This window comes from Nonlabens xiamenensis, assembly GCF_003865345.1.
GTDB classification, from domain to species: domain Bacteria; phylum Bacteroidota; class Bacteroidia; order Flavobacteriales; family Flavobacteriaceae; genus Nonlabens; species Nonlabens xiamenensis.
The window spans coordinates 119,102-132,235 of sequence record NZ_RMVE01000004.1 but is presented as its reverse complement, the minus strand read 5'-3'; the positions used below and the strand labels follow the sequence as shown (position 1 = coordinate 132,235).

General features: G+C 40.8%; 12 protein-coding genes. 7 read left to right on the top strand and 5 right to left on the bottom strand.

Annotated features, from left to right (window positions below; translation table 11 throughout):
- Positions 1 to 247: 247 nt before the first annotated feature.
- Positions 248 to 1,552, top strand: a complete 1,305-nt coding sequence (gene rimO, locus EGM47_RS11505) for a 30S ribosomal protein S12 methylthiotransferase RimO (RefSeq protein WP_124980972.1) — start codon at positions 248 to 250, stop codon at positions 1,550 to 1,552.
- Between the two features lie 359 nt (positions 1,553 to 1,911).
- Here the strand turns inward: rimO and EGM47_RS11500 are convergent, their stop codons facing one another.
- Entirely contained in the window at positions 1,912 to 2,250 is a 339-nt protein-coding gene (locus EGM47_RS11500) for a single-stranded DNA-binding protein (RefSeq protein WP_124980971.1), read from the bottom strand.
- 369 nt (positions 2,251 to 2,619) lie between these two features.
- Between EGM47_RS11500 and EGM47_RS11495 the strand changes: the two genes are divergently transcribed.
- From EGM47_RS11495 to EGM47_RS11470, 6 genes are all read left to right on the top strand, one after another.
- On the top strand, positions 2,620 to 2,985 hold the full coding sequence (locus tag EGM47_RS11495; RefSeq protein ID WP_124980970.1) for a DUF1304 domain-containing protein: 366 nt from the start codon (positions 2,620 to 2,622) through the stop codon (positions 2,983 to 2,985).
- Positions 2,986 to 3,247: 262 nt separating this feature from the next.
- Positions 3,248 to 5,491, top strand: coding sequence for a tetratricopeptide repeat-containing hybrid sensor histidine kinase/response regulator (locus EGM47_RS11490; RefSeq protein ID WP_124980969.1), 2,244 nt, complete (start codon positions 3,248 to 3,250; stop codon positions 5,489 to 5,491).
- 126 nt (positions 5,492 to 5,617) lie between these two features.
- On the top strand, positions 5,618 to 6,865 hold the full coding sequence (locus EGM47_RS11485; RefSeq protein ID WP_124980968.1) for a hypothetical protein: 1,248 nt from the start codon (positions 5,618 to 5,620) through the stop codon (positions 6,863 to 6,865).
- A 224-nt stretch (positions 6,866 to 7,089) separates the two neighbouring features.
- Positions 7,090 to 7,743, top strand: a complete 654-nt coding sequence (locus tag EGM47_RS11480) for an acyloxyacyl hydrolase (RefSeq protein ID WP_164510869.1) — start codon at positions 7,090 to 7,092, stop codon at positions 7,741 to 7,743.
- Between the two features lie 3 nt (positions 7,744 to 7,746).
- Positions 7,747 to 8,730, top strand: coding sequence for a DUF6588 family protein (locus EGM47_RS11475; protein WP_124980966.1), 984 nt, complete (start codon positions 7,747 to 7,749; stop codon positions 8,728 to 8,730).
- 277 nt (positions 8,731 to 9,007) lie between these two features.
- Positions 9,008 to 9,574 (top strand): hypothetical protein, encoded by a 567-nt coding sequence (locus EGM47_RS11470; RefSeq protein WP_124980965.1) that lies wholly within the window; start codon positions 9,008 to 9,010, stop codon positions 9,572 to 9,574.
- A 152-nt stretch (positions 9,575 to 9,726) separates the two neighbouring features.
- On the opposite strand, the gene rplT is transcribed toward EGM47_RS11470, so the two are convergent.
- The 4 genes from rplT to thrS form a co-directional block, all read right to left on the bottom strand.
- On the bottom strand, positions 9,727 to 10,071 hold the full coding sequence (gene rplT, locus EGM47_RS11465) for a 50S ribosomal protein L20 (protein ID WP_124980964.1): 345 nt from the start codon (positions 10,069 to 10,071) through the stop codon (positions 9,727 to 9,729).
- A 100-nt stretch (positions 10,072 to 10,171) separates the two neighbouring features.
- Positions 10,172 to 10,369 carry a 50S ribosomal protein L35 gene (rpmI, locus tag EGM47_RS11460; RefSeq protein WP_124980963.1) on the bottom strand — a complete coding sequence of 66 codons (198 nt, stop codon included), beginning with the start codon at positions 10,367 to 10,369 and terminating at the stop codon, positions 10,172 to 10,174.
- 157 nt (positions 10,370 to 10,526) lie between these two features.
- Complete coding sequence (gene infC / locus EGM47_RS11455) at positions 10,527 to 11,039, bottom strand: translation initiation factor IF-3 (protein WP_262707066.1); 513 nt, start codon at positions 11,037 to 11,039, stop codon at positions 10,527 to 10,529.
- 72 nt (positions 11,040 to 11,111) lie between these two features.
- Positions 11,112 to 13,058: a threonine--tRNA ligase gene (thrS, locus tag EGM47_RS11450; protein WP_124980961.1), complete on the bottom strand. Its 1,947-nt coding sequence runs from the start codon at positions 13,056 to 13,058 to the stop codon at positions 11,112 to 11,114.
- Positions 13,059 to 13,134 lie beyond the last annotated feature (76 nt).

Below are 13,134 nucleotides of genomic sequence, written 5' to 3'. Positions count from 1 at the left end.
ATAGTGTACATCTCAAGAGTCATAGACCATTAATCAAACATAAAGTGAGTTCCGCATTGCGTCCTTATGGTGAACAAAGGAAATTCAGCAAAGCGGTTGAAATTAAAGTAGCTGACCGTTGTTATATATTTTCTATGAGTTGGTGTTAATTAAAGGTAAGGTATTAGATTCTAATTTTTATCGCTTTCGCGAAAGCGGAACAAAAAAAGTCATAAACCATACTTAAGTCGTAAATTTGCAGCCGCTTATGAGAACAAAATCCAGAAAAAAGAACCGAATCAATGTGATTACATTGGGCTGTTCCAAGAATGTATATGACAGCGAAGTACTGATGGGCCAGCTCAAGGCCAGCGGTAAAGATGTGGTGCATGAAGAGGAAGGCAATATTGTAGTCATCAACACTTGTGGTTTTATCGATAATGCAAAAGAGGAGTCGGTGAATACCATCCTGGACTTTGTACAACGCAAACAGGATGGAGAGGTAGATCAAGTATTTGTATCAGGATGTCTTTCTGAACGCTACAAACCAGATCTTCAGGCCGAAATTCCGGATGTGGACCAATACTTTGGAACCACCGAACTACCTTCTCTTTTAAAGGCTTTAGGGGCAGACTACAAACACGAATTGATCGGAGAACGTGTTACCACCACCCCAAAAAACTACGCCTACTTTAAGATCGCCGAGGGATGCGACCGTCCTTGCTCGTTTTGTGCTATTCCTTTGATGAGGGGCGGTCATAAGAGTACGCCCATAGAGCACCTGGTGATTGAAGCTGAGAAATTGGCGGCAGCTGGGGTCAAGGAACTGATTTTGATCGCTCAAGATTTGACGTACTATGGTTTAGATCTTTATAAGAAGCGACGTCTGGCTGACTTGTTGCGCGAATTGGTGAAGGTAGAAGGAATAGAATGGATCAGAATGCATTATGCATTTCCTACAGGTTTTCCAATGGATGTGTTAGAGGTCATGAGAGAAGAACCAAAGGTTTGTAACTATCTGGATATTCCTCTGCAACATATTTCAACCCCTGTACTCAAATCTATGCGTAGAGGAACCACGTTTGAGAAAACCAATAAGTTGCTCCAACAATTTAGGGAAGAAGTTCCTGATATGGCGATACGTACCACTTTGATCGTCGGGTACCCAGGGGAAACTGAAGAAGATTTTGCCATCCTGAAACAATGGGTAAAAGACCAAAGGTTTGAACGCATGGGGTGCTTTACCTATAGCCATGAAGAAAACACGCACGCCTATGAATTGGAGGATGATGTTCCGGCTGAGGTAAAACAGGAACGCGCGAATGAAATTATGGAAATCCAGTCGCAAATTTCCTGGGAGCTGAACCAGCAGAAAATCGGCAAGGAATTTAAAGTGATGATTGACCGCAAGCGTGGAAATTATTTTGTGGGGCGTACCGAGTTTGATAGTCCAGATGTGGATAACGAAGTATTGATCAATGCAGACGAACATTACCTAAGTGTAGGAAGTTTTGTTCAGGTCAAAATAACTGATGCAGAGGATTTTGATCTCTATGCGATTCCAGTAGCCTAAGCCAATAAGATGAGCTTATTCATTCTCGGTTGAGACTCCATTAGCAAAGTCTTGCATAAGACTTGTGAGGTAGAGCTCTGGCATGGTGCGGTGTTCATACATTTTGATGGTCATAGATTTTTATCTTCTTATCACAATTGACGGTTAGGCCAATATAGGTGTATAAAAACAGGAGGCCGCCCAAAATGAGATTGTAAAGTGTCAAACTGAACTTGCCGAAGTTTTGAACTTCTTGAATTTCAAAAAGGTCTTCGCAAAGTTCAGACTGACAATATTAATCTTCACGTACTTTTTGGACAGCCCCATGTTGTTGAGGTCAAAACGATCTATTGAAGATCGGTAAAAACGCTATGTCGCAATTAAGATTTATTCCCAAGCAGCAAGACCTCGTTACAGACCACTTCTGTAGTGTATCTTTTTTGTCCTTCAATATCATCCCACTGGCGGGTCACCAGTTTACCTTCAATACCTATTCGGTTTCCTTTTTTAACGTATTTCTCAATAATGGTTGCGGCTCCATTATAGGCAACTACCCGATGCCATTGTGTATCGGTTACCTGCTCACCTTGCTTGTTGGTGTAACGCTCAGAAGTAGCGATAGAAAATTTGGCCATAGTATTCCCGTTACTTAGCGTCTTCATTTCTGGATCTTGACCCAGGTTACCGATCAATTGTACTTTGTTGCTTAATGTGCTCATAATAAATTGGTTTATATGGATTAAAAAAATTAGTGCCAACCATGAGTTAGGATGACGATGCAAAATTGGGGCAAAGAAAAAGTTGCTTTCGTATTTTAACCCTTTACTTCCGTTTATTTACGTTTGTAAACGTTTAAATATTTTAAAGTCCCTACTGATAGTGCATTTTGTGATTTTTATATAGTGCTGTGTTTTTTTTGCCTATAGTGACTTGAATAGCTTGTTTATTCCAAAAGTTGATCAAATCTACCTGAATCACAATGATCCTATGATTTGGAGTAGGAGTGAGATAAACATGAACTACAGCTCGCGAATTTTCGAATTTTCCCAAACATGATGTATATTTATATACCCTACAAACCCAACCTTATGAAACTACCAGCCCAAATTCTCATTGGCCTTATCGCTATTCTGCATATTTATATTATGTATTTAGAAATGTTTGCCTGGGAAAGAAAAGGCCCTAAGGTGTTCCGAAATCTTCCCAAAGAGCTTTTTAGAGAAACCAAGGCCATGGCAGCTAATCAGGGCTTATACAATGGGTTTTTAGCCGCAGGATTGGCCTGGACTTTTTTTATCGAAAACCCCACTTTTAGAGATCAGGTTTCCTATTTCTTTTTGGGTTGTGTGATGATTGCAGGTATTTATGGTGCGATCACCGTAGATAAAAAAACTGTATATATACAAACTGTTCCAGCTGTCATTGCTATGTTTTTATTGGCCATGAGCCTATAAAGCCACCAAGAATCATCGTCTACCTATAGAGAAGTCGAAACAAGTTAAACTTTAGTATAGAACTCTTATACTTTCTACTTGTAGACAATATGTCGTGGTTATGAGTTGACAAAGCCTTATCAAACAACAAATTCCAGATGAACCGAATGAATTCGTCCCTGATTAATGATGAATTGTGCGCAAGAACCCTTGGATGTTTATATAAAATACTAACTTAGTCACTCCAAAACCTATTGAAGTAAGCCTAATTATGTAGAAAATTATGCCGCGCGTAGCACAGATTGTATCAAGTCTAGGTTTTCTTTTTGCTTCCTGTTGTCTATCCCTCAGTTGGGCGCAAAATCAGGAACGGTCTACAATATCTAAGGATAGCATAGTTGAAATGTTCTATGCCATCGAGCTTAAAATCCAGAATACCGAGGCTGATGAAGCCTTAGAACTAGCCATTCAAGCGCTAGATCATGCTGAAGCAAATGGTGACCGCGAACTCATAGCTCGATCATACAATGCGATAGGTAACTCTTACCAGCAATTAAAAAAACCTGAGAGTGCCGAAATTTATTTTGAACGTGCACTTCAAATAGGCAAGGAACTCAACGATCTGTTTATACTTAATTCGGCCACCAATGGCCTGGCTTACATCCATTATGACTATTATGAGGATGAACAAAAAGGCCTGGATTACCTTAAACAGTCTTTGGAGTACAATTTGCAGAGAAATGAGCCCCTAGCCATCCTGGTGAATTTGGCCAATATTTGTAATATGTACCTGGAGATGAATAGGCCAGAAGACGCAGAACCTTATCTATCCCAGCTAGAGGCAGCTCACGAACTTTATTTTGGCAACATACCTACTCATGGTGAGTACATTCCTTTGTACGATATGCATGTGAACTTGCTATATGGAGCGTATTATAGCCAGATGACAGATTATCAAACTGCCTTGTATTATTTGGAAAAGGCCAGGGCGATCGGAGAGGAATATCAACTGGATGACTATACCATTGAAGTCTACGAGGAGTTGCTAACAGCGCATACGGCTCTGGATGATAAGTCGGCCATGATCAATGACTTGCAGCAGATTTCAGAACTTCAGAGGATACTCTTCGACCGTGAGAAAAGCCTAGCTTCAAAACTTACCGAGGCCAAACAATTGCGCAAAGAGCTCCTTGCCTCAGAAAAGCAAAAACATATATTAGAGAAACTCTCAAATAGCCAATCCACAGCGATTTATATTGGGATACTCAGCATCGTTTTATTACTACTACTTCTGAGTTTCATGTACTATAGTTACCGAAAATGGAAATCAAACTTCAGGTTACAATCCCAAAATGAAACCTTGTTAGTGGAAAAAGATAATGCAGAACGCCTGGCCGAAATGAAATCATCTTATATTTCTAGGGTCAGCCATGAAATTAGAACTCCGCTACACAGTTTGATCGGTATTACTACCTTGTTAGAAGAGGAAAAGGGGCAAGACAAGAGGCTCCAAAGTTTGGTCAATGGCCTTAAGTTTTCCGGACAATACCTTATGAATATCGTAGAACGGGTGCTGGAACTTAGAGAAATTGAATCTCAGGGCATTCATTTAAACCTCAAACAAAACGACCTAAAATGGCTGATGGAAAATATTGTCAGTTCGTTTGACTATCAAGTTCGAGAAAGTGACAACCAACTCAGTCTTGAATGGGACCAGTCACTGGTCAGAAACTATATTTTTGATGAGATACGTTTGTCCGAAGTCATGATGAACTTAATCGAAAATGCCGTCAAGTTCACGACCAAAGGAAAAATTATTATAGCAATAAAGTTGGTCTCAAGGGATAAACACGGTGATAGGATCTCTTTTCAAGTCAGCGATAACGGGTCGGGAATCGATCAAAATCAAGTAAATATGATCTTTGAAGCTTTTAACAAAGCGGAAAGAAAAGAAATCAATGTTGGTTCTGGTGCAGGATTAGGTTTGTCCACTGTAAAATACTTACTGGAAAGCATGGGAAGTGAGATCGAGCTGGAAACTACCAAAGGGGTTGGATCTACCTTTTATTTCAGTTTGGTGCTGCAACAAGGGAGTTCGCAAGAAGAGAATGCCAGCATTGAGTTCGCCCCTTTGCACCCCAAGAAAATTCTTGTCGTAGATGATAATAAAATGAGTTTGTTGGTTACTGGAAACATGGTAAGATTATTAGGGCATCAAGTAGAAACCGCAGAAAATGGATTGATAGCCGTGGATAAAACATCCAAAGAGCATTTCGATTTGATTATTATGGACTTGAATATGCCCGTCATGAACGGCCTGGAGGCCAGTAAGCAAATTTCTGAAACACATCCAGAAGTTTGTATTATAGGTTTATCTGCTACGGATATTTCCATTATATGTGAGGAATGCGTTGAGGCTGGGATGAGAGAAGTGTTCAATAAACCCATCACCAAAAAGAAATTAAAGGATATGATCGGCCAACATCTAGGCACCACCAGTGTGGCGAGTACGGGAACTGATTCATGAAAACTATCCTTTAATAAATGCCGGTTTTACAGCAGTTACGCAAGTTGGGACCAGAAATTTAGCACTTACGCCTTCTCTATTTAAATCAATGTTGTTCATTTGTATTTGTCCTATTTTTGACGCTTCATGAAAAGATACCTTATTTTATTTTCATTTTTCTGGAGCCTTTTAGTGTTTCCCCCAACAACAAATGCCCAAGAATCTCAGGAAAATACAACGGTAAATGTCGGTACAGGAATACATCAACCCAACCTGGTTTCTACTCATCCATTGGGTTTGTTTTTTGCCAGAGTAGGACCTAATTTCAATACGAAGGTGACGGCAGGAACTACCCTGAATTTTCAGGTGCAATCTGGGAATGTTTTCCAGCCGCCAGTAGAAGTTTACCTGCCTGATGATCCAGCCCTAAGGGAGACTTTCAGCAATCAGCCCTGGTTCTTTCGAAGCTTTGATTACATCGATCAGGAAACAACACCAGCCCAACGTATGGACTTGCATTTTGATGCTGTATATAAAGTGTACAGAATGAGTGTTGATATTCCCCTTAATCAACAGCATCAATTGTCTGTAGGTGTAAGGGCTTTTCAGACCATCTCTGGTAACTTTGTGAATTCGCCATTGACCAACGATGAATCCATAGAATGGTTCCATCGAAATGTTGCAGGAGGCCCAGACCCTTTTGGTAGGGAGTTTTATGGTCTGAATCAGGTGGTAGTCGATTATACCGATCGTAATGGACGTCAGCTTAAGATGCAGGAAAATGAAATGATTCTGGGCGGACTTGAATTGGTGTACAGGTATTCTCCCACCTTGACCCACTGGAACCAAAAGGGATGGTCTCTTAACCTTCAGGCGCACTTGGGATGGAATACAAGTAAATATAATCCATCATTGGACGTAGGGGCGGGAAGTAGCTTGATAAAATCCATTCTTTTGACCAATAAGTCCTGGTTAAATGCGGGATTAGGCTTACATGTAACCGCCAAAAATTTCTCCCGAAACGAAGATGTGCTTGACACTGGGAATAACAATTTCATGGGGGTTGGAGAAGTTACGCTTCAGTGGTCGCACAAAACCCGTCACGGGAATTGGAACAGTTTAGGTGTTAATTATCAATATCAAACGCCATTTTTTAAACGGGAAGAAGCCGATTATTTTCATCTTAAAGGAGATTGGGATGCGATCAATCAAGGCTGGCATCACGCTTATACCACACTTATTGAGGAGCTCACCGGTTGGAGCCTGATCTATTCCCACCAGAGAGAAGTTTGGGGAATTTCAGTTTATCTGAGAGAAGATCTTGACGTACATAATGCTCCCGATGTAGAGACTGGCATTCAACTAAATTTTTTGCTGGATCGACCTAAAAGTTGATTTTTATACTGATGATGCGATTGTTGACTTGCCGGAACTAGGTATATATCCTGATGCTGGTTGGCTCGCTTTCGCGAAAGCGATACCTGTCTCATTGATAAAAGGAGGGATATTCTTACCTTAGAACAGTTCAACTTTGATAGGAATTGGCTTGGCCTCAAAAGAATGAACACCAATCATCAAATATTTTGGAAGTATTTCTGCGTTTTATTAAGAAAATTATCGTGATCAGGAAAAGCAACTTGATATTGCGCTTGATATTGATGCTTTCCTCTACACATCTTGTCGCCCAATCGATCAATAAAGCATCTCTGAAAATCGACGCTGTGGGCATATTTTTAGGTACCGCAAAACATGAAAGTTTCTTGATCAAAGATGAAAACTATCGCTATGCCAATACTTCTTTTAAAGCAGTTTTGCTTTGGGAGATCAAGCAAGGAGAACGTTGGGATTGGGAGATTGTGTTGGAACCTGGAATATATCGGGTGGAACATCAACTGCTCAATCCATTTTATATAACGCCTGCCTCAGGACCTGATTTTGAGCAGCGACGCATGAAATTTACTACCCCTAGGACATTTCATGAATATGCTCTTAATCTAGGTCTTCAAGTGAGATACCGATGGAATGAAAAATGGAGCACGCCATTGTTAGCCAGCCTTGGACCCATGTATGGCACTATGCAAACGGAAAGATTGAGTAAGGGTTTTGCTTTTTCAAATATTTTAGGAATAGGTATATCTTTTCAACAAAAGGAGTGGGATTGGAATTTAAGATGTATTTTGAGGCACACTTCAAACCTTGAGTTTATCCAGCCCAACTCTGGACACAACAGTTGGGGAATTGAAATGGGTTTGATTTATCACGTACAGCTTTAATTGATGAAGAAACCTTTACTCCTTTTAACTCTATTCTTAAGTGCCAATCTCTATGCCCAAAACGATGTAGAGAATGTACTTTCTGACATTCTTTTTATTTTAGATGGCTACAATCAGCCTGCCGCAGAGGCCAGTGTAATGCAAACCAGTGGAGGTTGGTTCCATACCGCACGCCCGTTGGGTTTATACAAAGTCAACCTAGCAGTGGGTATTGGAGGTTTGCCTTTTCCTTCCAGGCGAAAACGTTTTGAAGTTTCCAATACTGATTTCAGCAATTTGCGCATCCGAGGTGGTGAGCGTGCGTCAATTCCCACTACCATCGGAGGTCGCGGACTTACATTTTTTGATTTTGAAATAGAGGGTGAAACTTATGAGTTTCAGGCTTTTTCTGGATTAGATACAGATTTTTTTGCCTATCCCTACATTCAATCTCAGATCGGTTTATGGAAGGAAACTGAACTAACATTGAGATATGCACCACAAGTCACCATAGAAAAAACTAACTATGCGGTTTATGGTGCAAGCCTCAAACATGGATTGTCTCAATATTTTTTTGAATCAGATAGAAGCTTTGAATTGTCCTTATTTGTCAATTACAGCCTGAGCGATCTCAACTTGATTTATGACGAGCCACTTGACCTTGAGCCTACCGACGGTGGTGCACAGTTGGCCATAGTTACGGGTTCGCTGATCGATTTTCACTCTGTCAATACTGGGGTGGTCGCTAGTAAGCTTTACGGTAAATGGACCTTATCGACTGCCGTCAATTACAATACGAGTTGGGTTGACTATAGATTGGTAGGAGAGGAGGGACCATTTTTTAACTTATTTAATCAGGCATTGACCAGGTTGAGCGATAGAAAAAACACCTTTAAACTAGATCTGGGGGCTGCTTATCAGCTTTCCAATCGCTGGAATCTCAATACCCAAATCAGCGTGGGCGATTTTGTCAATTTCAATTTGAGCGGAGTGTATTTACTGAACTAAGTAATGTTTGGTACGCCTGGTTCTTACCTATTCATGCACCAACCTTGATGACGCTAAAAAGGCGCTCATCAAATGCGTGCTTGATGTATGGGAAGCAGTCCATATGATTTCTCGGTATTCTCTTTTTAATAAATAATTAAACTTGCGGCCGTTCTACAAGCGATCTAACCAAATTTAACATAATACTTCGGCTTTTTTAGCAATAAAATTGATTCTTTATTAGGTATACCATTAAAGTTATCATCTTAATTTTGACTCAAATCAAAAAAGAGATATTATGAAAAAGACAATGTTTACCTTATTAATAGCAGCGGGAATGATGAATCTAAGTCAAGCCCAAAACGTAGGTATGAACGATGTGGACGACGATTTAGAAGATACTGGAATTGTAGGTGTAAGCGACTGGGAAAGTTTTAATACGCTATCAGAACATGTATATATGTTGGAAGGTAAAACCTTAAATGAAACCATGGTAATCATCCCGCAAATGCGTGAAAATATCATGCTATTGGACGATACACTGCCCATGTGGATGTGGACCGAAAGTGTGATGGAAGATGTGCAGGATGTTCAAAAGGAGTACATCGAATTGATGAAAGGTACCAAAATGGACACTTCTGAATTTAAGGAGAATTTGGAAGAAGTAATTGAGCAGTATGAAGACTTGCGTGAAGAAGTTGGAGAAACAGTAAAGAAATACAATGACATTCAAGCGGAAGCACGTGAAGAATACATGGAGGAGATTGAAAATAATAGAACCCGCAGACAAAATATGATTGAGGCTTCAAAAGAATACGAAGAAGAAATCAAGGAATTGAATGAGGTGACCGATATGAAGAAGTAATTTCTTCAATATAGTAATGCAAAAAAGCAACCCGTTCGGGTTGCTTTTTTTATGAGGTCAAGTGGCTCAATTGTTGCCTTCTCAAGTCATCTAATAAAAAATCCCGGTCGATAGACCAGGATTTTCAATGCGAGATGGTGGTTACACCTTAATTACTTTACTTTTTTAACTACTGCTTCAAACGCTTCTGGGTGGTTCATAGCAAGATCGGCTAGCACCTTTCGGTTCAACTCGATATTGTTTTTCTTTACCGCACCCATAAACTGAGAGTAACTCATTCCGTGAAGACGGGCACCAGCATTAATACGGGTGATCCACAATCTGCGGAAAGTTCTTTTCTTGTTTCTTCTGTCACGGTAAGAGTATTGCATGGCTTTCTCTACCGCGTTCTTGGCTACTGTCCAAACGTTCTTACGACGTCCGAAATAACCTTTGGCCTGTTTAAGGACTTTTTTTCTGCGGGCTCTACGGGCAACCGCGTTTACTGATCTTGGCATAATTTAATTTTTTAACAGCAGGCGATCCTGGGGATACTTCTTAGAGCACTACTATTGGGTTATTGAATAATTAATAAACCGTCAAAGTGACAATTTTCCCTTATTTAAGGTTCAATTGCAATTTGACATTAGGCTCATCTGCTTTGTGCACGAGGGTATCGTGGGTCAAAGCCAACTTGCGCTTCTTGCTTTTCTTGGTCAGGATGTGACTTTTAAAAGCGTGCTTTCTTTTGATTTTACCGGTACCAGTAAGCTTAAAACGCTTTTTGGCACTGGATTTTGTTTTCATCTTAGGCATAATTTCCTTTTTTAGATTCTCGCAATCCTCTTGCTAAGTCCTGCTTAATGGCCTTCAGGAAAAGGCATAAAAAAACAGTCCTCATTTAGAGGACTGCAAAAATATATGTTTTCTTGGTAATGACCGCATTAAAACGCTAAAATCACACCGATGATTTTTATTTTTTCTTAGGGGCGATAAACATATTCATACGTTTACCTTCCATCTTGGGCATTTGTTCTACTTTCCCTAGTTCTTCTAGATCTTGCGCTAATCTTAAAAGCAAGATTTCGCCTTGATCTTTATAGATGATAGAACGTCCTTTAAAGAATACGTAAGCCTTTAACTTAGCTCCTTCTTTCAGGAATTTTTCTGCGTGCTTTCTTTTGAACTCATAGTCATGGTCATCTGTATTAGGTCCAAAACGGATCTCCTTAATGACTACTTTACTGGCGTTAGCTTTCATGGCCTTTTCCCGCTTCTTCTGCTCGTAAATGAACTTTTTGTAGTCCAAGATCTTGGCAACGGGAGGTTCTGCATTGGGGGAGATCTCTACCAGATCCAATTCTTTTTCTCTAGCTTCTGCCAGAGCATCGCGGGTGTCGATGATTCTAGGTTCTCCTTCGCCTACCAGGCGAACTTTTCGCGCGCGGATCTTTTCATTGATCGCATGCTTGTCTTCTTTGATAATTCGAGCCGGGCCTCGGCTTCTGCGTCTTCTTATTGCTATGGCTATATAATTTTATCCTACTATCGTAGGTTGTTAAACTTCAAATGTTTTGATCGTTTGAGAGATCTCTTTCTGTACCAGTTCGGCAAATGCTGCCGGAGTCATGGAACCTAAGTCCTCTCCACCGTGTTTACGTACAGAAACCGTACCATCCTTTTCTTCTTGCTCTCCCACGATCAACATATAAGGCGATTTATTCATTTCGGCCTCACGTATCTTTTTGCCCATGGTTTCCGCGCGATTGTCAATACTAGTGCGAATTTCGTTATTTTCAAGAGAATCTGCCACTATTTTGGCATAATTTTCATATTTCTCGCTGAGAGACAGCACCGTACATTGCTCAGGCATTAACCAGAGCGGGAAATTACCTCCCGTGTGTTCTAGTAAAATCGCAATAAATCGCTCCATGCTTCCAAAGGGCGCTCTGTGAATCATTACGGGTCGATGTGACTCATTGTCAGCTCCTTTGTACCAAAGATCAAATCGCTCAGGTAAATTGTAGTCCACTTGAATGGTTCCCAATTGCCAGCTTCTACCCAAGGCATCCTTGACCATAAAGTCCAGTTTAGGCCCATAAAAGGCAGCTTCACCTTCCTCTACCACATAGTTGAGGCCTTTATCACGAGCTGCACTAATAATGGCCTGCTCTGCAATTTCCCAATTGTTGGTGTCACCTATATATTTATCTGGATTTTCTGGATCCCTAACGCTCACTTGCGCAGTGAAGTTTTCAAAGCCTAAAGAACCGAATACATAAAGCACCAAATCAATGACAGCCTTAAATTCGGCATCCAACTGTTCTGGCATACAAAAGATGTGTGCATCATCCTGTGTAAATCCACGTACACGGGTCAATCCATGTAACTCTCCACTTTGCTCATATCTGTACACCGTACCGAATTCGGCAAAGCGCTTAGGAAGATCCCGGTAGGACCATTGGGCACTTTTATAAATTTCGCAGTGATGCGGACAATTCATCGGCTTCAGCAAAAACTCTTCGTCTTCGCTGGGTGTAGTAATAGGCTGAAATGAATCTGCACCATACTTGGCATAATGACCAGAAGTAACGTAGAGCTCTTTGGACCCGATGTGCGGACTCACCACCATTTCGTATCCAGCTTTTTTCTGGGCTGCCTTTAAAAAGTTTTCCAGACGCTCGCGCAAAGCAGCTCCTTTGGGTAACCACAATGGCAACCCCTGACCTACACGTTGAGAAAAAGTAAACAACTGCAATTCCTTGCCCAGTTTTCTATGGTCACGCTTTTTGGCTTCTTCCAGTAATTCTAAATATTCCTTTAGTTCTTTTTGTTTAGGAAAAGAGGTACCATAAATACGGGTCAGTTGAGGATTATTCTCATTACCACGCCAATAAGCACCGGCAATACTCATAATCTTTACCGCCTTGATCATCCCTGTATTGGGAATATGACCTCCCCGACATAAATCGGTAAAAGTGTCATGGTCACAAAAGCTAATCTCACCATCGGTGAGGTTTTCAATAAGTTCGACCTTAAAGGGATTGTTTTGCTTTTTATAAAATTCGAGGGCGTCGGCCTTGGATACATTCCGCATCTCAAACTCATGCTTACCACGGGCAATCTCTAGCATACGCGCTTCTATTTTAGGAATATCAGCTTCAGAAATACTATGGTCTTTAAAGTCAATATCATAATAGAAGCCATTGTCGATCGCTGGTCCAATGGTCAGGCTCACACCAGGAAATAGTTCCTCAATCGCCTGCGCCATTACGTGTGAAGTACTGTGCCAGAAAGCTTCCTTTCCCTCGTCATCCTTGAAGGTGTACAGAATCAAGCTTCCGTCCTCTTCCAGAGGCGTTTTGGTCTCTACCTTTTTACTGTTAAAAGAGGCGCTGATAACATTGCGAGCCAATCCGTGGGAAATGCTCATGGCTACATCCATGGGCGTGCTACCTTGCTCTACTTTTTTAATGCTGCCATCTGGCAGTGTAATATTGATCATAACTACAAAATATGAACCGGTAAAGGTAAAACCTTTACTTAAAAAGACCAGTTTTATTTAGGCTTGCTTTTTAGAA